Annotated in this window: 23 protein-coding genes and 1 riboswitch; of the genes, 12 read left to right on the top strand and 11 right to left on the bottom strand. The window is 70.9% G+C overall.

The window, feature by feature from the left end; all coding sequences use genetic code 11:
- The first annotated feature begins 265 nt into the window (after positions 1-265).
- The 11 genes from rpsB (at position 266) to NNW99_RS09505 (ending at position 11,588) form a co-directional block, all read left to right on the top strand.
- Entirely contained in the window at positions 266-1,198 is a 933-nt protein-coding gene (gene rpsB / locus NNW99_RS09555; protein ID WP_215118281.1) for a 30S ribosomal protein S2, read from the top strand.
- Between the two features lie 178 nt (positions 1,199-1,376).
- A complete protein-coding gene (gene tsf / locus NNW99_RS09550) occupies positions 1,377-2,213 on the top strand; it encodes a translation elongation factor Ts (protein WP_215118280.1) in 837 nt (278 codons plus the stop codon).
- Positions 2,214-2,397: 184 nt separating this feature from the next.
- On the top strand, positions 2,398-3,156 hold the full coding sequence (gene pyrH, locus NNW99_RS09545; protein ID WP_189728022.1) for a UMP kinase: 759 nt from the start codon (positions 2,398-2,400) through the stop codon (positions 3,154-3,156).
- A gap of 163 nt (positions 3,157-3,319) precedes the next feature.
- Positions 3,320-3,877, top strand: coding sequence for a ribosome recycling factor (gene frr, locus NNW99_RS09540; RefSeq protein ID WP_215118279.1), 558 nt, complete (start codon positions 3,320-3,322; stop codon positions 3,875-3,877).
- On the top strand, positions 3,877-5,022 hold the full coding sequence (locus NNW99_RS09535) for a phosphatidate cytidylyltransferase (RefSeq protein WP_215118278.1): 1,146 nt from the start codon (positions 3,877-3,879) through the stop codon (positions 5,020-5,022). The genes frr and NNW99_RS09535 overlap by 1 nt, the downstream gene beginning before the upstream one ends.
- A gap of 139 nt (positions 5,023-5,161) precedes the next feature.
- Positions 5,162-5,611 (top strand): SRPBCC family protein, encoded by a 450-nt coding sequence (locus NNW99_RS09530; protein WP_215118277.1) that lies wholly within the window; start codon positions 5,162-5,164, stop codon positions 5,609-5,611.
- Positions 5,612-5,689: 78 nt separating this feature from the next.
- Positions 5,690-6,796 carry a 23S rRNA (adenine(2503)-C(2))-methyltransferase RlmN gene (gene rlmN, locus NNW99_RS09525; RefSeq protein WP_215118276.1) on the top strand — a complete coding sequence of 369 codons (1,107 nt, stop codon included), beginning with the start codon at positions 5,690-5,692 and terminating at the stop codon, positions 6,794-6,796.
- A 39-nt stretch (positions 6,797-6,835) separates the two neighbouring features.
- Positions 6,836-6,942, top strand: a riboswitch (TPP riboswitch).
- Positions 6,943-7,066: 124 nt separating this feature from the next.
- Positions 7,067-8,104 (top strand): thiamine ABC transporter substrate binding subunit, encoded by a 1,038-nt coding sequence (locus tag NNW99_RS09520; protein WP_251058087.1) that lies wholly within the window; start codon positions 7,067-7,069, stop codon positions 8,102-8,104.
- Positions 8,080-9,747, top strand: coding sequence for an iron ABC transporter permease (locus NNW99_RS09515; protein ID WP_215118274.1), 1,668 nt, complete (start codon positions 8,080-8,082; stop codon positions 9,745-9,747). Before NNW99_RS09520 ends, NNW99_RS09515 begins: the two co-directional genes overlap by 25 nt.
- Positions 9,747-10,766, top strand: coding sequence for an ABC transporter ATP-binding protein (locus NNW99_RS09510; protein ID WP_215118273.1), 1,020 nt, complete (start codon positions 9,747-9,749; stop codon positions 10,764-10,766). The genes NNW99_RS09515 and NNW99_RS09510 overlap by 1 nt, the downstream gene beginning before the upstream one ends.
- Positions 10,767-10,790: 24 nt before the next feature.
- Positions 10,791-11,588 (top strand): maleylpyruvate isomerase family mycothiol-dependent enzyme, encoded by a 798-nt coding sequence (locus tag NNW99_RS09505; protein ID WP_215118272.1) that lies wholly within the window; start codon positions 10,791-10,793, stop codon positions 11,586-11,588.
- Between the two features lie 57 nt (positions 11,589-11,645).
- Here NNW99_RS09505 and NNW99_RS09500 read toward each other — a convergent pair whose 3' ends face one another.
- The 7 genes from NNW99_RS09500 to NNW99_RS09470 form a co-directional block, all read right to left on the bottom strand.
- A complete protein-coding gene (locus NNW99_RS09500; protein WP_215124218.1) occupies positions 11,646-12,335 on the bottom strand; it encodes an LAETG motif-containing sortase-dependent surface protein in 690 nt (229 codons plus the stop codon).
- A 156-nt stretch (positions 12,336-12,491) separates the two neighbouring features.
- Positions 12,492-13,613, bottom strand: a complete 1,122-nt coding sequence (locus NNW99_RS09495) for an LOG family protein (RefSeq protein ID WP_215118271.1) — start codon at positions 13,611-13,613, stop codon at positions 12,492-12,494.
- A gap of 24 nt (positions 13,614-13,637) precedes the next feature.
- The gene (locus NNW99_RS09490) at positions 13,638-14,045 is read right to left on the bottom strand and encodes a VOC family protein (protein ID WP_215118270.1); all 408 of its coding nucleotides are present in this window, start codon (positions 14,043-14,045) and stop codon (positions 13,638-13,640) included.
- A 111-nt stretch (positions 14,046-14,156) separates the two neighbouring features.
- On the bottom strand, positions 14,157-15,602 hold the full coding sequence (locus tag NNW99_RS09485) for a hypothetical protein (protein WP_215118269.1): 1,446 nt from the start codon (positions 15,600-15,602) through the stop codon (positions 14,157-14,159).
- Positions 15,584-16,333, bottom strand: a complete 750-nt coding sequence (locus NNW99_RS09480) for an ABC transporter ATP-binding protein (RefSeq protein ID WP_215118268.1) — start codon at positions 16,331-16,333, stop codon at positions 15,584-15,586. Before NNW99_RS09480 ends, NNW99_RS09485 begins: the two co-directional genes overlap by 19 nt.
- Positions 16,334-16,537: 204 nt before the next feature.
- Entirely contained in the window at positions 16,538-17,905 is a 1,368-nt protein-coding gene (locus NNW99_RS09475) for an aspartate aminotransferase family protein (RefSeq protein ID WP_215124217.1), read from the bottom strand.
- Between the two features lie 13 nt (positions 17,906-17,918).
- Positions 17,919-18,458: an Lrp/AsnC family transcriptional regulator gene (locus NNW99_RS09470; RefSeq protein WP_215118267.1), complete on the bottom strand. Its 540-nt coding sequence runs from the start codon at positions 18,456-18,458 to the stop codon at positions 17,919-17,921.
- Positions 18,459-18,622: 164 nt separating this feature from the next.
- On the opposite strand from NNW99_RS09470, the gene NNW99_RS09465 reads away from it, so the two are divergent.
- Complete coding sequence (locus tag NNW99_RS09465; RefSeq protein WP_215118266.1) at positions 18,623-20,062, top strand: gamma-aminobutyraldehyde dehydrogenase; 1,440 nt, start codon at positions 18,623-18,625, stop codon at positions 20,060-20,062.
- A gap of 63 nt (positions 20,063-20,125) precedes the next feature.
- Here NNW99_RS09465 and NNW99_RS09460 read toward each other — a convergent pair whose 3' ends face one another.
- The 4 genes from NNW99_RS09460 to NNW99_RS09445 are packed head-to-tail and all read right to left on the bottom strand — an operon-like array spanning position 20,126 to position 24,720.
- Positions 20,126-21,745, bottom strand: coding sequence for a zinc ribbon domain-containing protein (locus tag NNW99_RS09460; RefSeq protein ID WP_215118265.1), 1,620 nt, complete (start codon positions 21,743-21,745; stop codon positions 20,126-20,128).
- Entirely contained in the window at positions 21,742-22,308 is a 567-nt protein-coding gene (locus NNW99_RS09455; protein ID WP_215118264.1) for a phage tail protein, read from the bottom strand. Before NNW99_RS09455 ends, NNW99_RS09460 begins: the two co-directional genes overlap by 4 nt.
- A 28-nt stretch (positions 22,309-22,336) precedes the next feature.
- Positions 22,337-24,298 (bottom strand): putative baseplate assembly protein, encoded by a 1,962-nt coding sequence (locus NNW99_RS09450; RefSeq protein WP_215118263.1) that lies wholly within the window; start codon positions 24,296-24,298, stop codon positions 22,337-22,339.
- The gene (locus NNW99_RS09445) at positions 24,298-24,720 is read right to left on the bottom strand and encodes a GPW/gp25 family protein (protein WP_184598462.1); all 423 of its coding nucleotides are present in this window, start codon (positions 24,718-24,720) and stop codon (positions 24,298-24,300) included. The genes NNW99_RS09450 and NNW99_RS09445 overlap by 1 nt, the downstream gene beginning before the upstream one ends.
- Positions 24,721-24,736 lie beyond the last annotated feature (16 nt).

Raw genomic sequence — 24,736 nt, 5'->3', positions numbered from 1 at the left:
GCGTCCCGCACCACCGCGATCACCGTGCGTGGCTGTGGACCGCTGCCCGGCTGTGGACAACGGCGTCACCCGGCACCCCGCGGGTCCCGTACACTTCTGGTGGCGACCCGGGTCACCGGGTCGACTTCGCACGCCCCGATACGCACCCCGGCAACGGGCTGTATCAGCGCCCCTCGGTCCCTCGTGGAACGGCGCGCAGTGGGCGTCAGGCGCGGAAGCCGTCCGGCATCCGCGGCACAACCGAGAAATTCAAGGAGATACGGCCATGGCCGTCGTCACGATGCGGGAGCTGCTGGAAAGCGGCGTCCACTTCGGTCACCAGACCCGTCGTTGGAACCCGAAGATGAAGCGCTTCATCTTCACGGAGCGCAACGGCATCTACATCATCGACCTGCTCCAGTCGCTGTCGTACATCGACCGCGCCTTCGAGTTCGTCAAGGAGACCGTCGCCCACGGCGGCACGGTCATGTTCGTCGGCACGAAGAAGCAGGCGCAGGAGGCCATCGCCGAGCAGGCCACCCGCGTCGGCATGCCCTTCGTCAACCAGCGCTGGCTGGGCGGCATGCTCACCAACTTCTCGACCGTCTACAAGCGTCTGCAGCGCCTCAAGGAGCTCGAGCAGATCGACTTCGAGGACGTCGCCGCGTCCGGTCTCACCAAGAAGGAGCTTCTCGTGCTCTCGCGCGAGAAGGCCAAGCTGGAGAAGACCCTCGGTGGTATCCGCGAGATGCAGAAGGTGCCCAGCGCCGTCTGGATCGTGGACACCAAGAAGGAGCACATCGCCGTTGGTGAGGCCCGGAAGCTGAACATCCCGGTCGTCGCGATCCTCGACACCAACTGCGACCCCGACGAGGTCGACTACAAGATCCCGGGCAACGACGACGCGATCCGCTCCGTCACCCTGCTCACCCGCGTCATCGCCGACGCCGTCGCCGAGGGTCTCATCGCCCGCTCCGGCGTCGCCACCGGCGACAAGGGCGAGAAGGCCGCGGGCGAGCCGCTGGCCGAGTGGGAGCGCGACCTGCTCGAGGGCGAGAAGAAGGCCGACGAGGCTGCCCCCGCCGCCGAGGCCGCTCCGGCCGCCGAGGCTGAGGCTGCTCCGGCCGCTGACGCCGCTCCGGCTGCCGAGGCCGCCCCCGCCGCCGAGGCCGAGAAGCCGGCCGAGGGCGAGAAGGCCGCCGAGGCCGAGCAGGCCTGACCCGTCAGTCCGAGGTGACGGCGGGAGCGGGACCGCAACCAGTAGCGTCTTCGGCGCGGTTGAAGTCCGCTCCCGCCGTTCACCCGTAGGTCAGCGGAAAGACAGCGCCCTCCTGCTCCATGGGGGGCGCATCCGCAGATCTTCGATCTTCCAGACTTCGAGAAAGATTCACAGACTCATGGCGAACTACACCGCCGCCGACGTCAAGAAGCTCCGTGAGCTCACGGGCGCCGGCATGATGGACTGCAAGAAGGCGCTGGACGAGGCCGAGGGCAACGTCGAGAAGGCCGTCGAGGCGCTCCGCATCAAGGGCCAGAAGGGCGTCGCCAAGCGCGAGGGCCGTTCCGCCGAGAACGGTGCCGTGGTCTCGATCATCGCCGACGACAACTCCTCCGGTGTCATCGTCGAGCTGAAGTGCGAGACGGACTTCGTCGCCAAGGGTGACAAGTTCCAGGCCGTGGCCACCACCATCGCCGAGCACGTCGCCAAGACCTCCCCGGCCGACCTCGAGGCCCTGCTCGCCTCCGAGATCGAGGCCGGCAAGACCGTCCAGGCATTCGTCGACGAGGCCAACGCCAACCTGGGCGAGAAGATCGTCCTGGACCGCTTCGCGCAGTTCGGTGACGGCTACGTGACGGCGTACATGCACCGCACGATGCCCGACCTGCCGCCGCAGATCGGTGTCCTCGTCGAGCTGGACAAGCCGAACGCGGAGATCGCCAAGGGCGTCGCCCAGCACATCGCCGCCTTCGCGCCGAAGTACCTCTCCAAGGAGGACGTGCCGGCCGACGTCGTCGAGTCCGAGCGCCGCGTCGCCGAGGAGACCACCCGCGCCGAGGGCAAGCCCGAGGCCGCCCTGCCGAAGATCGTCGAGGGTCGCCTCAACGGCTTCTTCAAGGACGCCACGCTGCTCGGCCAGCCCTACGCGCTGGACAACAAGAAGTCCGTCCAGAAGGTCCTGGACGAGGCCGGTGTCACCCTGAAGCGCTTCTCGCGCATCAAGGTCGGCATCTGAGTCCGTACCGCGATCGACGCCCGACCCCGATAAGGTCGGCAGCAGTCGTCCGTGTACGCCGTCACATGGGTGGCGGACGACAGCAGATCTGACAAGGAGGCCATTGCCGCATGGGATGCGAAACACGCCCCACCGGCAATGGCCTTCTTGGTATGTGCAACACGTGAAAGAGGCGGAATCCCCCATGACCACCAAGCCCCAGAAGAGCGACGACGGCAAAGTGCGCGGCCGGTTTCTGCTGAAGCTGTCCGGAGAGGCCTTCTCCGGTGGCGGGGGCCTGGGCGTCGACCCCGACGTGGTGCACAAGATCGCCCGCGAGATCGCGGCGGTCGTACGAGACGGCGCGCAGGTCGCGGTCGTCATCGGCGGCGGCAACTTCTTCCGCGGTGCCGAACTCCAGCAGCGCGGCATGGACCGGGCCCGCTCCGACTACATGGGCATGCTCGGCACCGTGATGAACTGCCTCGCCCTCCAGGACTTCCTGGAGAAGGTCGGCGTGGAGACCCGCGTGCAGACCGCCATCACCATGGGCCAGGTCGCCGAGCCCTACATCCCGCTGCGCGCCGTACGGCACCTGGAGAAGGGCCGTGTGGTGATCTTCGGCGCCGGGATGGGCATGCCCTACTTCTCCACCGACACCACCGCCGCGCAGCGCGCCCTGGAGATCGACGCCGAGGCGCTGCTGATGGGCAAGAACGGCGTGGACGGGGTCTACGACTCCGACCCGAAGACCAACCCGGACGCGGTGAAGTTCGATCACCTCGGCTACGGCGAGGTCATCACGCGCGACCTCAAGGTCGCCGACGCCACGGCCGTCACGCTGTGCCGCGACAACAAGCTCCCGATCGTGGTCTTCGAGCTGCTGGCGGAGGGCAACATCGGTCGCGCCGTCAAGGGTGAGAAGATCGGCACTCTCGTGGGGGACGCGGCCAGCCGGGACTGAGGACCGCACCACCCCGTCCGGGGGACGGACGGGTCGGAGCCGGGCCGGGGGATGGACAATGTCCTGCCGGTCGGGAACCGTGCAGGAAGAAGACGCGACGCAGCCGGCCGCCGCCCCACATGGAACCGCAGCCGGGCCTACTCAAGACACGCAGGAGCAAGTGGTGATCGAAGAGACCCTCCTCGAGGCCGAGGAGAAGATGGAGAAGGCCGTCGTGGTCGCCAAGGAGGACTTCGCCGCGATCCGCACCGGCCGTGCGCACCCGGCGATGTTCAACAAGATCGTGGCCGACTACTACGGCGCGCCGACGCCGATCAACCAGCTGGCTTCGTTCTCCGTGCCGGAGCCGCGCATGGCGGTAGTGACCCCGTTCGACAAGACGGCCCTGCGCAACATCGAGCAGGCGATCCGTGACTCCGACCTGGGCGTCAACCCGAGCAACGACGGCAACATCATCCGAGTGGTGTTCCCCGAGCTGACCGAGGAGCGCCGCCGCGAGTACATCAAGGTCGCCAAGGGCAAGGGCGAGGACGCGAAGATCTCGATTCGCTCCGTGCGCCGCAAGGCCAAGGAGGCCATCGACAAGCTGATCAAGGACGGCGAGGTCGGCGAGGACGAGGGCCGCCGTGCGGAGAAGGAGCTCGACGACACCACCGCGAAGTACGTCGCGCAGGTGGACGAGCTCCTGAAGCACAAGGAAGCGGAGCTGCTCGAGGTCTGATGAACGACTCTTCCTGGGGGGCGCCGCCACAGGCCGGGTACTGGGGGCCCACCGACCAAGGGCATGGCCACGGGCACGTCCAGAGCCCGGGCCACGTCCAGAGTCCTGGCCATGGGCACGTCCAAGGGGCCGCTCCGGCGGGCCCCGCATACGATGCGTATGAAGCGCCTCAGACTCGCCCCATGCCCATCGTGCCCGACGTAGCCGACCACGGTGAAAACCAGGATGACGACCGGAGGGCTGCTCGGCCGAGCGGCCCCCCGGTCCGAAACGAGACGAATCCGGAACCCATGCCCGACGCCTCGCAGCCGGCACCCAAGCCGCAGAAGAAGAGCGCGGGCCGCGACCTGAGTGCCGCGATAGGAGTCGGGGTCGGGCTCGGCGCGGTGATCGTCGCCTCGCTGTTCGTCGTCAAGGCCGTGTTCGTCGGCGTCGTCGCGGTCGCCGTCGTGGTCGGTCTGTGGGAGCTGACGAAGCGGCTGGACGAGCGCAAGGGCATCCGGGCGCCGCTCGTTCCGCTCGCGCTCGGCGGTGCCGCGATGGTCGTCTCCGGGTACGTCCGGGGCGCCGAGGGCGCCTGGGTCGCCATGGCGCTCACCGCGCTGGCCGTGCTCGTCTGGCGTATGACGGAACCGCCCGAGGGCTACCTCAGGGATGTCACCGCGGGCGTCTTCGCGGCGTTCTACGTGCCGTTCCTGGCGACCTTCGTCGCGATGATGCTGACCGCCGACGACGGGCCGCAGCGGGTGCTCACCTTCCTGCTGCTCACGGTCGTCAGCGACACCGGTGCCTACGCCGTCGGCTGGCGCTTCGGCCGGACCAAGCTCGCCCCGCGCATCAGCCCCGGCAAGACCCGCGAGGGCTTGCTCGGCGCGGTCGCCTTCGCCATGGTCGTGGGCGCGCTGTGCATGGAGTTCCTCATCGACGACGGCGCCTGGTGGCAGGGCCTGGTGCTCGGCCTGGCGGTCGCGGTCAGCGCCACGCTCGGCGACCTCGGCGAGTCCATGATCAAGCGGGACCTCGGCATCAAGGACATGGGCACGCTGCTGCCCGGTCACGGTGGCATCATGGACCGGCTGGACTCTCTGCTGCCCACGGCTCCGGTGGTGTGGCTGCTGCTCGTGCTCTTCGTGGGGTCCGGCTGAACGGACCTCGTCCGGTGAGCTCCCGTCCTTGTGGGCGGGAGCTCACTGTCGTTTCCGGGGCCGTTCGGGGGCCGTTCCGGGGAGGCACGGGTGGTCGCCGAGTGGGACGATTCAGGTGTACGTCGCAAAGGGGGTCATCATGGCCATCATTCGACAGAGCATCGATGTCGACCGGCGTCCGGAGGACGTCTACGACTACGTCATGGACACCCCGCGGATCCCGGAGTGGCAGCTGAGCGCCGTGTCCGCGGAACGCCTCGACGAGGGGCCCTTCGGCATCGGCTCCCGGTTCCGGGTCACCCGGCACGTCGGCCGCCGCGTGATGCCGATGACCATGGAGGTCGTCGAGTACGACCCGCCCCACACCTGGGGCATGCGCGGTGTCGACGGCCCCGTCCGGGCCCGGGTGCACGGCGAGGTCGAGCCGTTCGACGAGGGACAGCGCTCCCATGTGACGATCGAGATCGACTTCGAGAGTCACGGCGTCGGCAAGGTCCTGGTCCCGCTCGTCATGCGCCCCCAGGTCCGCAAGGAACTCCCACGCAACGAGCAACTCCTCAAGGACCGGCTGGAGCACGCGGGCGCGTAGGGCGTATTCCCACCGGTGTCGCGGGTGGAGCGGGCGGGGCACGGGCCACCGTCGGCGATCTGCGACACTGGTTGAGCCATGCCTAAGCCCGGAGAACTCACATTCGTCGCCCCCCGCGGAGCCAAGAAGCCGCCGCGGCATCTCGCTGATCTCACTCCTGCCGAGCGCAAGGAGGCCGTTGCGGCTGTCGGGGAGAAGCCGTTTCGTGCCAAGCAGCTCTCGCAGCACTACTTCGCGCGGTACGCGCACGATCCGGAGCAGTGGACCGATATTCCGGCCGGTGCCCGGGGGAAGCTGCAGGAGGCGCTGCTGCCCGAGCTGATGAGCGTCGTGCGGCATCTGTCGACCGACCAGGGCACCACGCGCAAGACGCTGTGGCGGCTGTTCGACGGGACGCTCGTCGAGTCCGTGCTGATGCGGTACCCGGACCGGGTGACCATGTGCATCAGCTCGCAGGCGGGGTGCGGGATGAACTGCCCGTTCTGTGCGACCGGGCAGGCGGGTCTGGACCGGAATCTGTCCACCGCCGAGATCGTGCACCAGATCGTCGACGGCATGCGGGCGCTGCGGGACGGGGAGGTCCCCGGCGGTCCGGCGCGGCTCAGCAACATCGTGTTCATGGGCATGGGCGAGCCGCTCGCCAACTACAACCGGGTCATCGGGTCCATCCGCCGGCTCACCGACCCCGAGCCCGACGGGCTGGGGCTCTCGCAGCGCGGGATCACCGTCTCGACGGTCGGTCTCGTCCCGGCGATTCACCGGTTCGCCGACGAGGGCTTCAAGTGCCGGCTGGCCATCTCGCTGCACGCGCCCGACGACGAGCTGCGCGACACCCTCGTCCCCGTGAACACGCGGTGGAAGGTCCGGGAGGTGCTGGACGCCGGATTCGAGTACAGCGCCAAGTCCGGGCGGCGGCTGTCCATCGAGTACGCGCTGATCCGGGACATCAACGACCAGGCCTGGCGCGGTGACCGGCTCGGGCGGCTGCTCAAGGGCAAGCCCGTGCACGTCAATCTCATCCCGCTGAACCCGACGCCCGGGTCGAAGTGGACGGCCTCGCGGCCCGAGGACGAGAAGGCGTTCGTGGAGGCCATCGCCGCCCATGGTGTGCCGGTGACGATCCGGGACACCCGTGGACAGGAGATCGACGGGGCGTGTGGTCAGCTCGCGGCCACCGAACGGTAGTCTGACCGGCGTAAGAACATCTGCATATCCGACACCTGCATATTCCGACAGGGGAGCGCCACAGCGCTGAGAGTGCGGCACACGGCCGCAGACCCTCCGAACCTGGCCCAGGTCATTCTGGGTAGGGAGATCGGTCATCACTCGAGCTGTTGCGCCCTGCCCGGGATCCCCTGAGTTCCCGGGCGGGGCCGCGTCTTCTCCTGGTCATCCAGGAGGAATCCAGTGAGCAACAAGAGCAAGCGGCTGACGGCTGTGGTCGTCGGGCTCGGCATGGTCGGCACGCTCGCCGCCTGCGGGTCGTCCGATGGCGGCCAGGGGTCCGGCGACTCCAAGACCGTGACCCTCGTCAGCCATGACTCGTGGGCCGCGTCCAAGGGCGTCATCGCCGCCTTCGAGAAGCAGTCCGGCTACAAGGTGAATGTCCTGAAGGACGGCGACGCCGGGCAGGCCGTGAACAAGGCGATCCTCACCAAGGACAACCCGCAGGGCGACGTCTTCTTCGGCGTCGACAACACCCTGCTGTCCCGCGCCCTCGACAACGGCCTGTTCCAGCCGTACGAGGCGAAGGGCTCCGAGCAGATCAAGGCCGAGTACCGGGCCGACCGGGACCAGCACCGGGTCACGCCCGTCGACACCGGCGACATCTGCGTCAACTACGACAAGAAGTACTTCGCCGACCACAAGCTGGAGCCGCCGAAGAGCTTCGACGACCTGGTCGAGCCGCAGTACAAGAACCTGCTCGTCACCGAGAACGCCTCCGCCTCCTCGCCCGGCCTCGGGTTCCTGCTCGGCACCGCCGCGAAGTACGGCGACGACGGGTGGGAGAGCTACTGGAAGAAGCTCAAGGCCAATGGCGTGAAGGTCGTCGACGGCTGGGAGCAGGCCTACAACGAGGAGTTCTCCGGCTCGGCCGGCGGCAAGAAGGCCAAGGGCGAGAGGCCGCTCGTCGTGTCGTACGCCTCCTCGCCGCCCGCCGAGGTCATCTTCGCCGACCCCAAGCCGGATGCGGCACCGACCGGGGTCGCCGAGGGCACCTGCTTCCGGCAGGTCGAGTACGCCGGGCTGCTGAGCAACGCCAAGAACACCAAGGGCGGCAAGGCGTTCCTCGACTTCCTGCTCAGCAAGAAGTTCCAGGAGGACATGCCGCTCAACATGTTCGTGTACCCGGTGCGCGAGGGCGCCCAGGTGCCGCCGGAGTTCGTGAAGTTCGGGCCGCAGGCCAAGGACCCCGAGACCCTGGACCCGGCGAAGATCGCCGACCACCGTGACCAGTGGGTCAAGTCGTGGACCTCACTCGTACTGAAGTGACCGGCCGGACGAGGGGCGCGGCGGCGCGGTTCGGGCTCATCGCCCTGCCCGTCGCGTTCTTCGCGGCGTTCTTCGCCTACCCCGTCGCCGCGATCGTCGCGCGCGGGCTGAAGATCGACGGCGCCTGGCAGTTCGGGCGGATCGGGGAGGTGCTGGCGCAGTCCGACGTCCGGCACGTCCTGTGGTTCACCACCTGGCAGGCGCTCGTCTCCACCGCGCTCACGCTGCTGATCGCGCTCCCGGGCGCGTATGTCTTCGCGCGCTTCGACTTCCGGGGCAAGCAGGTGCTGCGGGCGGCCGTGACCGTCCCGTTCGTGCTGCCCACGGTCGTCGTCGGTACGGCGTTCCTGGCGCTGGTCGGGCGGGGCGGGCTGCTCGACGAGCTGTGGGGCGTACGCCTGGACACCACCGTGTGGGCGATCCTGCTTGCGCACGTCTTCTTCAACTACGCGGTCGTCGTTCGGACCGTCGGCGGGCTCTGGGCGCAGCTGGACCCGCGGCAGGAGGAGGCAGCGCGGATGCTCGGGGCGTCCCCGCTGAAGGCATGGCGGCAGGTGACCCTCCCGGCCCTCGCCCCGGCCGTGGCCGCCGCCGCGCTCATGGTCTTCCTGTTCACCTTCACCTCCTTCGGTGTCGTCCAGATCCTCGGCGGGCCCACCTTCTCGACCCTGGAGGTGGAGATCTACCGGCAGACGTCGGAGATCTTCGACCTGTCCACGGCGGCCGTGCTGACACTGATCCAGTTCGTCGCCGTGGGCGCGATCCTCGTCCTGCACGCCTGGACCGTACGGCGGCGGGAGACGGCGCTGCGGCTGGTGGACGCGTCGGTGACCGCGCGCCGGCCACGCGGCGCCGGGCAGTGGGCGCTGCTGGGCGGGGTGCTGCTCACGGTCGTCGTGCTGCTTCTGCTGCCGCTCGCCGTACTGGTCCAGCGGTCCCTGGACGCGCCGGGCTTCGGCTACTACCGCGCGCTGACCAGGGAGGACGGCGGGATCTTCCTGGTGGCGCCGATCGAGGCGATCCGCAACTCGCTGGAGTACGCCCTGGCCGCCACGGTCATCGCGGTGGTGATCGGCGGCCTCGCCGCCGTCGCGCTCACCCGCCGGGACGCCGGGCGGTTCGTGCGCGGGTTTGACGCGCTGCTGATGCTGCCGCTCGGGGTGTCCGCGGTGACCGTCGGCTTCGGGTTCCTGATCACCCTCGACGAGCCGCCGCTGGACCTGAGGGCCTCGTGGATCCTGGTGCCGCTCGCGCAGGCGCTGGTCGGGGTGCCGTTCGTCGTGCGGACCATGCTGCCAGTGCTGCGGGCGGTGGACGTGCGGTTGCGGGAGGCGGCCTCGGTGCTGGGGGCCTCGCCCTGGCGGGTGTGGCGGGAGGTGGACCTGCCGATGGTGCGGCGGGCGCTGCTGATCGCCGCCGGGTTCGCCTTCGCGGTGTCGCTCGGGGAGTTCGGCGCGACGGTGTTCATCGCGCGGCCCGACAACCCGACGCTGCCGGTGGCCGTGGCGCGGCTGCTGGGGCGGCCCGGGGAGCTGAACTACGGCCAGGCGATGGCCCTTTCGACGATTCTGATGGTGGTGTGCGCCGTGGCCCTGCTGGTGCTGGAGAGGCTCAGGATCGCCGACCGGACAGGGGAGTTCTGATGCTGCTGGCACTGGAGGGCGCGACGGTCCGTTTCGGCGGGCGGGCCGTACTGGACGCCGTCGATCTGGAGGTCGCCGAGCACGAGATCGTGTGCGTGCTCGGGCCCAGCGGCAGCGGCAAGTCGACCCTGCTGCGGGCCGTGGCCGGGCTGCAGCCGCTGGACTCCGGGCGGGTGTCGCTCGACGGGCGCGACCAGGCCGGCGTGCCCGCGCACCGGCGCGGGGTCGGGCTGATGTTCCAGGACCACCAGCTGTTCCCGCAGCGGGACGTGGGCGGCAATGTCGCCTTCGGGCTGCGGATGCACGGGGCGTCCAAGCGGCAGCAGGCCGAGCGGGTAAGGGAGTTGCTGGACCTGGTGGGGCTGCCCGGCGCGGACCGTCGGGCCGTCGCCGCGCTGTCCGGCGGGGAGCAGCAGCGGGTGGCGCTGGCCCGGGCCCTGGCGCCGAGCCCCACACTGCTGATGCTGGACGAGCCGCTGGGGCAGCTCGACCGGTCGCTGAGGGAGCGGCTGGTCGTGGAACTGCGCGAGCTGTTCGGCCGGTTGGGCACCACCGTGCTCGCCGTGACGCACGACCAGGGGGAGGCCTTCGCGCTGGCCGACCGGGTCGTGGTGATGCGGGACGGGCGGATCGCCCAGTCCGGTACGCCGCTTGAGGTGTGGCAGCGGCCGGCCGACGCGTTCGTGGCGCGCTTCCTCGGCTTCGAGAACGTCGTCGAGGCGACCGTGGGTGCGGAGGCCGCGGACACGCCCTGGGGCAAGGTGCCGGTGCCGGAGGGCGCGCCGCAGGGCACGCGGACCCTTCTGGTGCGGCCCGCCGGTGTACGTCTGGTGCCCGCCGGTGAGGGCCTGCGCTGCACGGTGACCGGCCGCACCTTCAAGGGCACGCATGTCGCCGTCCACCTCCAGCCGGAGGACGCCCCGCGCCTGGAGGCGGCGTGCGCGCTGCGGGCGGCGCCCGAGGTAGGGGCCGAGGCCGGGGTGGAGTTCGACGCGGCGGAAATCGCCGTGCTCGACTGATCGCCGCCCGCCTATGGTGCGGGCATGACACTCCTCGCGCACGAGCGCTACTGCGACGAAATCGCCCATCAGGTCGGTCTGTTGAGGTCGGTGGTGACCTCCGGGGCCGACCTGTCCGCCACCGTGCCGAATTGCCCCGACTGGTCGCTGGAGGAACTCGTCCGGCACACGGGCGGCGCCCTGCGCTGGGTGGAGCTCATGGTGCGGACCCGGGCCCAGGAGGAGGTGCCCGAGGAGGAGGTGCCGGGGGCCGAGGGGCCCGAGGCCCGGGGTGACGCAGCGGCGCTGGACGCGTGGCTGGGGGAGGCGGGCGAGCAGGTCGTCGCCGCGCTGCGGGAGGCCGGGCCGGACGCGAAGGTGTGGGGCTGGGCGGGGATCCTCAACGCCGGGTTCTGGGCCCGCCGGATGGCGCACGAGGTCACCGTGCACCGGGCGGACGCCACGCTCACCGCCGGGCTGCCCTACGAGGTCGCGCCCGACATCGCCGCCGACGCGATCGACGAGTGGCTGCAGATCGTGGAGTACGCGCAGACGGACCCGCACGACGAGGCGGCGAGGGAACTGCGCGGCCCGGGCCGCAGCATCCATCTGCACGCCACCGACGCCGGGCCGGAGGTGAACGCCGAGTGGCTGATCGCGCTCACCGAGGACGGTGTCACCTGGCGCCGGGGCCACGAGAAGGCCACGGTCGCCCTGCGCGGGCCGCTGACCTCTGTCCTGCTCGCGTTCTACCGGCGGCTGCCGCTGGACGCTCCGGAGCTGGAGGTGCTGGGGGAGCGGGAGTTGCTGGAGTTCTGGCTGGAGCGGGCGACGTTCGGATGAGACGGACGTGGCCCGCCCCCCTGTCAGGGTCGGGCCACATCAGGGTGTGCGCGGGCGTCAGCCTTCGCTGTTCGCCCCACGACGGCGCATGCCGAAGAACACCGCGCCACCACCGACGACGACCAGGGCCGCCGCGATGCCGGCGATGATTCCGGTGTTGGAGTCGGCGCCCGTCTCGGCGAGGTTGGAGTCACCGGCCGGGCCGGGCGCGTTGCCCGCCGGCGTGGTGCTCTCGCTCTCCGACGGCGTCGGAGCCGGGGTGTCGGTCTCCTCGGCCGGCTTCGAGGGGGAGGCCGACGGGGTGGAGGGGGTCGGGGTGGCCGGGGGAGTCGAAGCCGGGGGCTCCTCCTCCTTCTTGCAGGCCGTGGCCGGGGTGACGAGGTTCGGCTTGATGTCCTCGTCGACGTACGGAGCGGCCTTCACGTGGATGCGGTACTCCGCGTTCGGCTTCCAGTCCTCGGCGAAGGTGATGGTGGTGCCTTCGCGCGAGCCCTTGACCTCCTGCTCGCCGATCTTCTGCGCGTCGGCGCCGTTGTTCTGCAGGTATACGGTGACCTTCGCCTTGATGCCGGCGGGGTCCACGTCGGTGACGGTGATGACGCCCTTGTCGCCGTCACACTTCGCCTCGGCGGAGAACTCGTTGATGTTGCAGGCGAGCGCGTTGCCGGCGGTACCGAGCGCGAGCGCGGCCGAGGCGGAGACGACACCGAGGATGCGCACGGCGCGTGCGCGGCGGGATACGGACAGAACTGCCACGTTTGTCCTTTACAGGATGTGTTAAAGCGGGGGGAAGAGGCAGCGGTGACGGAACATCAGCACTACCTGGAGACTCACAGGTTTATAAGTGCCGCATAAGTAGTGTCAACGCATATGCAGTCTGCAAGCACTTGCTTTGCCTGCTTATTAACCGCCGAGGCGTTTCAACGCCTCCGGCGCCTCCTCGATCCGCTCGACCAGCGCGATCCGCGTCTCCATCGAACGCCCCTTGGCCAGCGACTGGAGCAGCGGCCACGTCGGCAGCTTCTCCGTCCAGTGCGCGCGGTTCACGAGCACCATGGGCGTCGGCTCGCCGCGCGACTCGTAGTAGTTCGGCGTCGCGTTGTCGAAGATCTCCTGTACGGTGCCGGCGGCTCCCGGCAGGAACACCACACCCGCTGTCGACCGGGCCAGCAGGCCGTCCTCGCGGGTGGCGTTGGCGAAGTACTTGGCGATGTGCGAGGCGAAGGCGTTCGGCGGCTCGTGGCCGTAGAACCAGGTCGGGATGCCGACGGAGCGGCCGCCCTGCGGCCAGCGGGTGCGTATCTCGAAGGCGGCCGAGGCCCACTGGGTGATCGACGGGGTGAAGTGCGGTGCCTTGCCGAGCAGTTCCAGCGAGTCGGTGAGCATCTCGTCGTCGAACGGGGCCGCGTACGCGCCGAAGTTGGCCGCCTCCATCGCGCCCGGGCCGCCGCCGGTGGCGACCGTGAAACCGGCGCGGGCCAGTTCGCGGCCGAGCCGCGCCGCCCCCGCGTACTCCTCGGTGCCCCGGGCCATCGCGTGGCCGCCCATCACGCCCACGACCCGGGCGCCGGACAGGAGTTCGTCGAGCGCGTCCGAGACGGAGTCGTCGTGGACCGCGCGCAGCATGGACGCGTAGATGTCGCCGTCGGCCTTCGTGCGCTGGAACCAGGCGTAGGCGCGGGCGTCGGGAGTCGCCTCGTAGCCGTCCGGCAGGGACGCGAACAGCTCGTCCGGTGAGTAGACCAGGCCGCGGTACGGGTCGAAGGGCAGGTCCGGGACCGGCGGGAAGACCAGGGCGCCGTCCGCGCGTATCTTCGCGGCCGCGTCCTCGCGCATCGCGCAGCCGAGGAAGATCGCGCCCGCGGTGTCCGTGGTGAGCAGCTCGCGCGTACGGTCCGTCAGGTCGACGGCCTGGACGCGGTGACCGGCGAGTGTGCCGCGCGCCGCGACGGTCGCGTCGAACTCCTCGAGCGTCTCGATCTCACGGTCGTCATGGTGGGCCGCATGGGCGGGCATCGTCTGCACCCGCCCATGCTGGCACAGCGCGTGTCAGCCCTGGACGGCCGCCGGGTCCATCCACACGACCTCGAAGGTGTGGCCGTCCGGGTCGTCGAAGGCGCGGCCGTACATGAAACCGTGGTCCTGCGTCTCGCCGGAGACGGACCCACCGGCCGCCACCGCCTTCTCCACCAGCTCGTCGACCTTCTCGCGACTCTCCGAACTCAGCGCGATCAGCACCTCGCTGTTCTTCTTGGAGTCCGCGATCTCCTTCTTGGTGAACTGGGAGTACTTCTCCTTGGTGTGCACCATCACGACGATGGTCTCGCTGATCACGACCGACGCGGTGGTGTCGTCGCTGAACTGCTCGTTGATCGTGTAGCCGAGCTCCGTGAAGAACTTCTTCGAGGCGGCGATGTCGCTGACACACAGGTTCACGAAGATCATCTGCTGGTACATGTGCGGTCTCCCATCGGGGCGGTGCTACCGGGTCCGTGTCGTTACGCGGGGTTAGACCGGGGCCCCGCGCGGAACTCATCGCCGCCCGGAAATTTTTCTCGTACGACTTTCTCAGCGCGCCAGCGGCAGCGCCGCCAACTCCGCGACCGTCAGGGTGAGCGGGGCGAACAGGGCGAACAACGCGCCCGCGCGCAGGGCCGCGGCGCTGCGCAGCATGGTCGCGGGTGCGCCGAGACGCAGCAGCGCGGAGGTGGTGTCGGCCCGGGCCTGCCGGGCCTCGACGGCGGCCGTCAGGAGCGTCGCCACGGTGCAGCCGGTCACGAGGAGCACACCGAGGAGGGTGAGCGGACCGAGCGACAGTCCGTCCGGGGCGTGCAGCAGCACCATGGCGTACGTGGCCGACAGCACCGCGCAGACCACGCCCAGGGGGCGGCCGATGCGGGTGGCCTCCGTCATCAGGATGCGGCCGGCCAGCAACCGCAGGGCGCCGGGGCGGGCCGACTGGAGCAGCCGGCCGCACAGGTGGGTCAGACCGGGACCGGCCAGGGCCAGGCCGACGGCGGCCAGCGTCCAGCCCGCCATGACACCGGGGGAGGCGCCGGAGAAGGTGAGGTCGGGCGCCTTGGGGGCGGTGCGGCTCGCGTAGGTCTCCACGGCGAGCCCCGCGGCCAGGACGGTGATGCCCCAGGGGAGGCCGGAGGGGGCGGCGGTGGGGGCGGCGTCGGCCGTGACGAGGTCCGGCAGCAGCACCGCATCGGGGACCGCGAGGACGTCGGTGGGGTCCGGTGCGGTGGCGTGCGGGGCGGAGAGCCGGGGGAGTTCCTCGATCGTGCTCACCGCGCTCCCGGCGTCCGTGACCGTCGCCGCCGAGGCCGGTTCGCCCGCCCGCGCCGACGGGGGCGCGCTCTGCTGCCCGGCGGGAGCGCCCCCGGGCCGGTTGATCTGGCGGCCGAAACGGCCGTACGCCCCGAAGGTGTCGAGCGGGCTGGCGCGCCGGTACGCGCCGAAGCGGCCGTACACCACCCTGGCCGCCGCGGCCGCCCTCTGCTCCCTGGGCCGCAGCGTCAGCACCACCGCGATCGAGGCGCCCGCGGGCACGAGCGCCAGCAGCGTCAGGGCTCCCGGCAGCGGCAGCGGCCGGCCCGCGCCGAGGGCCTCGGCGGCCGCGCCGTCGAAGGGCAGGCCCGTCAGATCGCCCCGCAGATGCAGGAAGAGCAGCAGGGCCAGCATCGAGCCCAGGGTGCAGGACAGGGCCGTCGTCGTCACCGCGATGGCCATCAGGCGCAGCGGGCCCAGGCCGATCGCCGAGAGGCCGGTGCGGGGCTTGGTGCCGGGGTCGGTGCGGGCCACCGCGAGGGCGAAGTACACCGTGGCGGCGAGGGGCGCCGCGCACCAGGCCAGGCGCAGCGCGGCGGCACCGGGGGAGCCGGGGTGGCCCAGCGCGTAACCGAGGGCGCACAGCAGCAGGAAACCCGTGCCCGCCGAGGCCGCCGCGACCAGGAGGCGGCGCAGTTGGACGGCGGGGTGGGCGGCGCGGGTCAGACGGAGAGCGAGCACGCCGCCCGGCCCTCCGGCTCGGTGGTCTCGGCGACCGGAGGCAGGTGCACCGTCCGCACGCGCCGCCCGTCGAGCAGGAAGACCGTGCGGTCGGCGAGTGCCGCGGTGTCCGGGTCGTGGGTGGCCAGGACGACCGTGATGCCGTGCGAGCGGGCCGCCGTGGTGAGGGTGCGCAGCGCGTGGGCGCGGTCGGCGCGGTGCAGGGGAGCCGTCGGCTCGTCGGCGAACAGCACCGAGGGCGCCGGTGCGAGGGCGCGGGCGATGCACACCCGCTGGCGCTCGGCCTGCTTCAACTGGTGCGGGCGCTTGCGGGCGCCGTCGCCGATGTCCAGGCGCTCCAGCCACTCCAGTGCCGCCCGCTTGGCGCGGCGCCTGCTGGTGCCGCGCAGCATCAGCGGCAGGGCGGCGTTCTCCCAGGCGTTCAGCTCCGGGACCAGGGAGGGGACCGGGTCGATCCAGCCGAAGCGGTCGCGGCGCAGCCGCTCGCGGGTGAGGGCGCCCATGGTGTGCACGGGCACGCTGTTGAACCAGACCTCGCCGCGCCGCACGGGCTCCAGGCCGGACAGGCACCGCAGCAGGGTCGTCTTGCCGCTGCCGCGCGGGCCGCTGACGGCGAGGATCTCGCTCTCCCGGACGCCGAGGGAGACGCCGCAGAGCGCGGGCGAGCCGTCGTGGTGCTGGAAGTGCAGGGCGCGTGCCCAGAGCACGTCGTTGTCCGGCGGGGCCTCCATGCGTACACCTCGGTTCAGATCCGTAGTTCCCGTGCCATCCCCCGTGCGGGGGAACGAAGGCGGGGCCGATCAGTCACTGGGCACGCTAGGCAGCGGGAGGCGGGACGCCGGACAGCACGCGGCCCCGGGCCGCCGTTTCTCACTCGAACGGCGGGCACCGGGGCTGGTGTTGATCGTCCGATCAGACGATCGGAGCGGCGACGCTCAGAGCTTCGTCCACGCCTCCGAGAGGGTGGCCCGCAGGATCTGCTCGATCTCGTCGAACGTCGACTGGTCGGAGATCAGCGGCGGGGCGAGCTGGACGACCGGGTCGCCGCGGTCGTCGGCGCGGCAGTACAGGCCGTTGTCGTACAGCGCCTTGGAGAGGAAGCCGTACAGGACGCGCTCCGTCTCCTCGTCGTTGAAGGACTCCTTGGTGTTCTTGTCCTTGACCAGCTCGATGCCGTAGAAGAAGCCGTTGCCGCGGACGTCGCCGACGATCGGCAGGTCGTGGAGCTTCTCCAGGGTGGAGCGGAAGGCGCCCTCGTTGTCGAGGACGTGCTGGGGGAGGTTCTCGCGCTCGAAGAGGTCGAGGTTGGCGAGGCCCACCGCCGCGGAGACCGGGTGGCCGCCGAAGGTGTAGCCGTGCAGGAAGGTGTTGTCGCCCTTGTAGAACGGCTCGGCCAGGCGGTCGGAGATGATGCAGGCGCCGATCGGGGAGTAGCCCGAAGTCATGCCCTTGGCGCAGGTGATCATGTCCGGGACGTAGTCGAACTTGTCGCAGGCGAAGATCGTGCCGAGGCGGCCGAAGGCGCAGATGACCTCGTCGGAGACGAGCAGCACGTCGTATTGGTCGCAGATCTCGCGGACGCGCTGGAAGTAGCCGGGCGGGGGCGGGAAGCAGCCGCCCGCGTTCTGCACCGGCTCCAGGAAGACCGCGGCGACCGTGTCCGGGCCCTCGAAGAGGATCTGCTGCTCGATCTGGTCGGCGGCCCAGCGGCCGAAGGCCTCCGGGTCGTCGCCGAAGTAGGGGGCCCGGTAGATGTTGGTGTTCGGGACCTTGTGCGCGCCCGGGACCAGCGGCTCGAACGGGGCCTTCAGGCCCGGCAGGCCGGTGATGGACAGGGCGCCTTGCGGGGTGCCGTGGTAGGCGACCGCGCGGGAGATGACCTTGTGCTTGGTGGGCTTGCCGGTCAGCTTGAAGTACTGCTTGGCCAGCTTCCAGGCGGTCTCGACGGCCTCGCCGCCGCCGGTGGTGAAGAAGACCTTGTTCAGGTCGCCCGGGGCGTGGTGCGCGAGGCGCTCGGCCAGCTCGACGGCCTTGGGGTGGGCGTAGGACCACACCGGGAAGAACGCCAGCTCCTGCGCCTGCTTGAAGGCGGTCTCGGCGAGCTCGACACGGCCGTGCCCGGCCTGCACCACGAACAGTCCGGCGAGACCGTCCAGGTAGCGCTTGCCCTGGTCGTCGTAGATGTAGGTGCCCTCGCCACGGACGATGGTGGGTACGGGGGCCTTCTCGTACGACGACATGCGCGTGAAGTGCATCCACAGGTGGTCGTACGCGGACTGGGAGAGGTCCTTGCTCACGGCTATCGGGTCCTCACGGTTATCGGGTTCCCCACATGTAGGTCTGCTTCTTGAGCTTCAGGTAAACGAAACTCTCGGTGGAGCGCACTCCGGGCACCGCCCGGATGCGTTTGTTGATGACCTCCAGAAGGTGGTCGTCGTCCTCGCAGACGATCTCCACCATCAGGTCGAAGGAGCCCGCGGTCATCACCACGTACTCGCACTCGGGCATGGCCGTCAGCGCCTCCGCGACCGACTCCACGTCGCCCTCGACGTTGACGCCGACCATCGCCTGTCTGCGGAAGCCCACGGTGAGCGGGTCCGTGACGGCGACGATCTGCATCACGCCCTGGTCGAGCAGCTTCTGGACGCGCTGACGCACGGCCGCCTCGGAGAGGCCCACGGCCTTGCCGATGGCGGCGTACGGCCGGCGGCCGTCCTCCTGGAGCTGTTCGATGATGGCGAGGGAGACGGCGTCCAGCTGGGGCGAGCTGCCGTTCCTGGACTCGCGGGAGGACTCGCGGAGTTCCCGCGAGCCCTTCTGGTCTGCGCTTCGACTGGCCACGAGGTCACTGTGCACGAGGTCTCGTCACTTCCGCAAGGCGTGATCGATGAAATCCGTTGTTTTGATTGCCGAAGCCTGCGGATTCCGCACGAATGAAGGGAGTGGGGGTGTTGAAAACGTGGACCGGGCGACTAGGGTGGGTGTCTCAAGTACTGGACATCCGAACTGGAGGGCCGGCAGTGAGCACCGAGCTTCGTCGTCTGCGCAATTACATCGGCGGTGAGTTCCGGGACGCCGCCGACGGACGGACCACCGAGGTGGTCAATCCCGCGACGGGTGAGGCGTACGCGACCGCTCCGCTGTCCGGGCAGGCGGACGTGGACGCCGCGATGGCGGCGGCCGCCGAGGCCTTTCCCGGCTGGCGCGACACCACGCCCGCCGAGCGTCAGAAGGCCCTGCTGAAGATCGCGGACGCCTTCGAGGAGCGCGCCGAGGAGCTGATCGCGGCCGAGGTGGAGAACACGGGCAAGCCCATCGGGCTGACCCGCTCCGAGGAGATCCCGCCGATGGTCGACCAGATCCGCTTCTTCGCGGGCGCGGCGCGGATGCTGGAGGGCCGCTCGGCCGGCGAGTACATGGAGGGCCTGACCTCCATCGTCCGCCGTGAGCCGGTCGGTGTCTGCGCGCAGGTCGCGCCGTGGAACTACCCGATGATGATGGCCGTGTGGAAGTTCGCCCCGGCGCTCGCGGCGGGCAACACCGTCGTCCTGAAGCCGTCGGACACCACCCCGGCCTCGACGGCACTGATGGCCGAGATCATCGGCTCGATCGTCCCCAAGGGCGTCTTCAACGTCATCTGCGGCGACCGCGACACCGGCCGCATGATGGTCGAGCACGACACCCCGGCGATGGCCTCCATCACCGGCTCGGTGCGCGCCGGCATCCAGGTCGCCGAGTCCGCCTCCAAGGACGTCAAGCGCGTCCACCTGGAGCTGGGCGGCAAGGCGCCCGTCGTGGTCTTCGAGGACACCGACATCGCCAAGGCCGTCGAGGACATCTCGGTCGCGGGCTACTTCAACGCGGGCCAGGACTGTACGGCCGCCACCCGCGTGCTCGTCCACGAGTCCATCCACGACGAGTTCGTCTCCGCGCTGGCGAAGGCCGCGTCCGAGACGAAGACGGGCCAGCCGGACGACGAGGACGTGCTGTTCGGCCCGCTCAACAACCCCAACCAGCTCAAGCAGGTCGAGGGCTTCATCGGCCGGCTGCCCGCGCACGCGCGCGTGGAGGCCGGCGGCAAGCGCGTCGGCGACAAGGGCTACTTCTACGCGCCGACCGTCGTCTCGGGCCTGAAGCAGGACGACGAGATCGTCCAGAACGAGGTCTTCGGCCCGGTCATCACCGTCCAGTCCTTCTCCGACGAGGAGCAGGCCGTGACGTGGGCCAACGACGTCGAGTACGCGCTCGCCTCCTCCGTGTGGACCAAGGACCACGGCCGCGCGATGCGCATGTCCAAGAAGCTCGACTTCGGCTGCGTGTGGATCAACACCCACATCCCGCTGGTCGCCGAGATGCCGCACGGCGGCTTCAAGAAGTCCGGCTACGGCAAGGACCTCTCGTCGTACGGCTTCGACGACTACACGCGGATCAAGCACGTGATGACGTCGCTGGACGCGTAGTCACCCCGGTCGTCGTACGCCGCGGCCCCGGACGGTTCGTCTCCGTCCGGGGCCGCGGCGCGTTCAGCCGCTGTTCGCGCTCGACGGGCCGAAGAACTCGATCTCCGCGATGGCGACCTGCTTCTCCCCCGAGATGCCGTGGGCGGACTCGATGGTGAAGCGGACGGAGGTGACCTCGCCCACGCGGAACGAACGCCGCTGCGGGCCCGCGCCCTGGTCGAGAGTGACCTGACGGGTCGTCTTCTTGCCGTCGGCCCCCGTGATCGTGGCCTCCAGACGGTGCGGGAGCGCCGACTCGCGGAGCTTGTCGGGGCGGACGGAGACGCCCGGCGTGATGATCAGGTCCAGGAGCCGGGTCGGCTGGTCGAAACGGGCCTCCACCCACTGGCCCTTGCCCGACTCGGAGACGCCCGGGCCCCACCAGGTGTCGTTGAGCTTGTCGAAGGCCAGGTCCGGCTTGTGGCCCGGGAAGTAGCGGGACGCGGCGTAGCGGTCCGGGGACACCTCGGCGCGCTTGGCGAAGTGGTCGCGGGTGGCCTGGATGCCCTGCGGGATGTTGATCACCAGAACGACCAGCAGGGACAGCACGATCACGATGCCCAGCCAGGTCAGGACCCGGTCGAAGGCTCGGCGCAGCCGGGGGCGGTCGCCCGCCCACGGGGCCTCCTGACTGCCGAAGAGGCGTCGCCACCAGGGGAGCCGCAGCGGGCCGGCCGGTCCGTCGCCGGTCATGGGCATCGCGCACCGGGCGCAGAAGTGCCGCTCGGGCCGGTTGCGGGTGGCGCACCAGGGGCAGGGGGCGCCGCCGTCCGCGCCGTGCTCCTGACCCGGGGCGCGTACGGACTGCGGGCGCTGCGGCTCGGGGCGGCCGGGCAGGACCGGGGTGACGGAGGGGTGCGGGTCGGGCCGGGGCTCGGGGTCGCCGACCGGGATGAGGAGGCTGCGGGCGCGGTCGGTCATGCCGTGGGTGTCGGCGTCGGGGTCGGCGGGGTGCTGGCTCTGGGCGACCGGGGGGACGGGCTCGGTGGGGGCGGTGTCGTCCGGGAAGCGGTCGGTGGGGGAGGGGGTGCCGGGGCCGGTGGTGTCGTGGTGAGGGGAGGCTCCGGAGCCGGAGGCTGTGTCCGGGTGAGCGGTGGCGCCCGGCGTGCCGGGGTGCTCGCCGTGCCGGGCGGAGGCCGCGTCGGTGGCGGCGTTTTCGGCGGTGGCCGGGTCGGAGGTGCGGGGGCCGGTGGACGCCGTACGGGTGGCGCCCTGGTGCGTCGTCGCCGTGCCGGTGCCGAGCCGGTCGCGGGCGGTGGGGGCCAGGCCCGTGCCGCCGTCCGGCCGGGCGAAGGCGTCCCAGCCCGGCTCGGGTGACGAGGCGCCGCCCGGCTCACCGTCGGGCCTCGCGTGGCCGGTGGGCTCCGAAGCCCTGGAAACTCCGGCGGGTCCGGTGGTCCCGGTGGTCCCGGAGACGCGGGCCGGCTCGGACGTCCGGGCCGGGCGGCCGGCCTCGGGCTCCCCGGCCGGTTCGGAGGCCCGAGCCGGGCGGGACGCCTCGGGAGTCCCGGCTGCCCCTGCGCGAGGGCCGGAGCCGCCGGACGGGCGGTCCGTCCAGCTCAGTACCGCCCCGCAGGCGTCGCAGAAGGACTGGCCCGGTTCCGCGCGGGTGCCGCAGTCGGCGCAGTTCTGGGGGGTTGTCATGTCTCCCGGGTCCTTTCGGCGGGGGCACCGGCGGTCACCTGGACCGTGTACGGCATATGAGCGGGGCGGGCGGCGGACACGAGGGTCTCCAGGCGGTAGTGGTCCGCGGGGGTCGGGGCGGGAAGTCGTAGATGGACGTGCAGACGCGGGCGGGGCGCGCCGGGGAACGGGCCGAGCGGCCGGGCGCTCCACGCGGCGCCGCCGCTCTCGGTGATCTCGGGCTCCACACCGAACGCGAGCCGGACCGTCTCGGACAGCCCGCGCCGGGTGCCGCGGATGCGGTGCAGATACGCGGCGGCGGCCACGGCCGCCCGCAGGCGGGCCTCGGGCTCGTCGCCCGCCGTCTCCGCACCCACCCAGCTCCCCAGCCACTGGGTGAAGTCGAGCGGGGTGAGGGACGGGCGGAAGTAGGTGTCGAGACAGTCCAGCACGCTCAGGATCGGGGCGATCACGTCGTCGAGTCCGGCGACGAACCGCTGGGCCAGGTCGTCGTCGGCGAAGACGGCCGGCAGCATCGTGCCGATCGGCGTGGAGGATCCGAGGCCGTCGATCGAGCCCCTCATACGCCCCTCCCCGCCCTCGGGTCCCCGTTCACGAACCGTCTCCGATCACCCGGACGCGGTGGTCGAACGAGAACACCAGCGACGGCGCGGACAGATCGATCCGGTTCGTCGCCTCGCCGCGCTTGCCGGTGAGCGGGTCGGCGGGGTGCAGGACCACCTCGTCGACCAGTTCCACCCCCGGCACGCGTTGCAGCACCGCGAACACCTCACCGGACTGCACGGGCCGGCCGAACGGCCAGCCGGTGCCGTCCGCGCCGCCGGTCAGCGGATCGAGGTGCCGGTAGAGGGCGTCATGCGCCTGACGGCGCACCCGGTCGGTGTCGACACCCCGGAAGGCATGCACCGTGGCCACCACGGTGACGCCCTGGTAGTACGGCGGGCCCACCGCCAACCGGGTCCCGATCAGGCGCCGTTCGTCCAGATGCCGGGTGATGCGGTCCAGCAGCGCGTCACCGGGCACGAGTTGCTCGAAGCGCAGCCGGCCGCCGGGGTCCGGCACGGCCTGCGGCACGACCAGCACCCGTACCGCGTAGGCCCCGTGCTCGCCCTCCTCGCCCTCCAGGCAGGTGATGCGCGCGGTCTCCGGGGCGGCGCGGCGGGCCAGCTCCTCGTAGTCGCGCAGCGTCACGGCACGCTCCTGGGCGCGCAGGGTGATCGGGGCCCGGACCTTCGCCTCCTGAACCGTCTCCCCGTCCACACCGCCGCGCGCGGCCTCGCGGTTGACGACCTCGGAGACGTACGGGATGGAGGTGCGCAGCACCTGGACGGCACCGCGCGCCACATTGCCGGCGCGCCCGCCGCCCGTGCGATAGCGGCGGGCCCGGACGGGGGCGCCCTTGGGGGCGACCGTCCCGTACTGCCGCAGGGACCCGTCGGGTTCGCGCACGGCCGGGCCGAAGGCGATCTCGCCGGTCGTGGCGTCGAGGGTGATGTGCCGGTCGTTGGGCCCGGAGCCCGCGAAGTTCGGGACGACCCGCCAGTCCGTCCAGCCGTCGTGCTCGGCGGTCTGCAGCAGCAGCGGCGGGTCGTCGCCGACCACGGGCGCGTGCAGCAGGCGCAGCCGCTGGCCCGGCAGCCCGGTGGACTCGCCGAGCGCCTCGTCGTACACCGTCTCGGCGTGCACGGTCTGGGTGGTGCCGCCGATGGTGAAGGCCTCGGCGGCGCGCACGGTGGGCGAGGTCGTGTAGAAGGGCTGGTTCGGCCGGGGGTCGGTGACGCGGCAGCGCAGCCAGCCGGCCTCCTGCCCGGCGTTGCGGGACAGCACATGCCCGCCGGGGATGTGCAGCACGACCTCGCCGGGCCGGTTCAGACCGCCGGTGCCGTCCCGGTCGACCTCGCAGATCTGCCAGCCGTCCGCGGTCCACGCCTCCCACACCAGCGGCGGCTGGCGCGGGTCCACGCCGACGCCGTCCACCCGGCTGTCCAGGTCCAGGGCGATCGCGCAGTGCGGGACCGCGGCGGTCAGGCCGAACAGCACGGAGTCACCGGGCTCGGGCGACTCGGAGAAGCACAGCAGGTCCTTGTCCTCCTCCGCGAGGTCGGACGTCCGGTCGGCCATCGGCTCACCCCGGTGCTGCACCAGCAGATGGCGCAACGCGCAGGGCACCAACGTCAGTTCGCGCTCGGTGGCGAAGACCACCGCCTCCTCGCTCTCGGTGCGCAGCGTGGCGACCTCCGTGCCCACCGGCACCCACACCGCCTCCTCCTGCGGAGCCGACAGCCAGAACGTCACCTCGGTGCGGGCCGCGGACGGCGGGAACAGGGTGATCCCGACGAGGTCCAGGAACGCCAAGTGGTTCTTCTCCGGCACCCGGTTGAGCCGGTAGACGATCTGGTCGGCCATGTGCGCGACCGTCTCCACGAGGGTGACGCCGGGGTCGGAGACGTTGTGGTCCGTCCACTCCGGGGCGCGCTGCTGGATATAGCGCTTGGCGTCGTCGACGAACTGCTGGAAGCGGCGGTCGTCGAGGTTGGGGGAGGGCAGTGCCATCAGCGGTCGCTTTCGGGGGCGTCGGGCTCGTCGTGGGACGGAATGACGTAGAAGGGGAAGACCAGGCTGCGCGGGTTGTTGGTGCCGCGGATCGAGTACCGGACGTCGATGTAGAGGACGCTCTGGTCGGTGCCGGCGGTGACCTCGACGTCGTCGACCTCGATCCGCGGCTCCCAGCGGTCCAGGCTGGCGTACACCTCGTGCTGGATACGGCCCGCGGTCTGCTCGTTGACCGGCGCGAACACCAGGTCGTGGATCGCGCAGCCGAAGTCCGGCCGCATCGGCCGCTCGCCCGGAGCGGTCGACAGGACCAGCCGGATCGCCTCCTCGATCTCCCGCTCCCCGCTGACCAGCGCGATCCCGCCGGTCGGCCCGATGCGCAGCGGGAACGACCAGCCGGAGCCGACGAACTGCTCGGCCATCAGCACCACACCCTGT

The organism is Streptomyces sp. CRCS-T-1, from assembly GCF_024442335.1.
In the GTDB taxonomy this organism is placed as follows: domain Bacteria; phylum Actinomycetota; class Actinomycetes; order Streptomycetales; family Streptomycetaceae; genus Streptomyces; species Streptomyces koelreuteriae.
Note: the sequence above shows the minus strand (reverse complement) of the source record. Positions and strands in the feature narration are given on the sequence as shown.

Excerpts from the sequence above, each read along its gene's own strand:
- rpsB (WP_215118281.1), top strand. The coding sequence starts at position 266 with ATGGCCGTCGTCACGATGCGGGAGCTGCTGGAAAGCGGCGTCCACTTC.
- tsf (WP_215118280.1), top strand. The coding sequence starts at position 1,377 with ATGGCGAACTACACCGCCGCCGACGTCAAGAAGCTCCGTGAGCTCACG.
- pyrH (WP_189728022.1), top strand. The coding sequence starts at position 2,398 with ATGACCACCAAGCCCCAGAAGAGCGACGACGGCAAAGTGCGCGGCCGG.
- NNW99_RS09535 (WP_215118278.1), top strand. The coding sequence starts at position 3,877 with ATGAACGACTCTTCCTGGGGGGCGCCGCCACAGGCCGGGTACTGGGGG.
- NNW99_RS09530 (WP_215118277.1), top strand. The coding sequence starts at position 5,162 with ATGGCCATCATTCGACAGAGCATCGATGTCGACCGGCGTCCGGAGGAC.
- rlmN (WP_215118276.1), top strand. The coding sequence starts at position 5,690 with ATGCCTAAGCCCGGAGAACTCACATTCGTCGCCCCCCGCGGAGCCAAG.
- NNW99_RS09520 (WP_251058087.1), top strand. The coding sequence starts at position 7,067 with ATGGTCGGCACGCTCGCCGCCTGCGGGTCGTCCGATGGCGGCCAGGGG.
- NNW99_RS09510 (WP_215118273.1), top strand. The coding sequence starts at position 9,747 with ATGCTGCTGGCACTGGAGGGCGCGACGGTCCGTTTCGGCGGGCGGGCC.
- NNW99_RS09505 (WP_215118272.1), top strand. The coding sequence starts at position 10,791 with ATGACACTCCTCGCGCACGAGCGCTACTGCGACGAAATCGCCCATCAG.
- NNW99_RS09490 (WP_215118270.1), bottom strand. The coding sequence starts at position 14,045 with ATGTACCAGCAGATGATCTTCGTGAACCTGTGTGTCAGCGACATCGCC.
- NNW99_RS09480 (WP_215118268.1), bottom strand. The coding sequence starts at position 16,333 with ATGGAGGCCCCGCCGGACAACGACGTGCTCTGGGCACGCGCCCTGCAC.
- NNW99_RS09460 (WP_215118265.1), bottom strand. The coding sequence starts at position 21,745 with ATGACAACCCCCCAGAACTGCGCCGACTGCGGCACCCGCGCGGAACCG.
- NNW99_RS09455 (WP_215118264.1), bottom strand. The coding sequence starts at position 22,308 with ATGAGGGGCTCGATCGACGGCCTCGGATCCTCCACGCCGATCGGCACG.
- NNW99_RS09450 (WP_215118263.1), bottom strand. The coding sequence starts at position 24,298 with ATGGCACTGCCCTCCCCCAACCTCGACGACCGCCGCTTCCAGCAGTTC.
- NNW99_RS09445 (WP_184598462.1), bottom strand. The coding sequence starts at position 24,720 with ATGGCCGAGCAGTTCGTCGGCTCCGGCTGGTCGTTCCCGCTGCGCATC.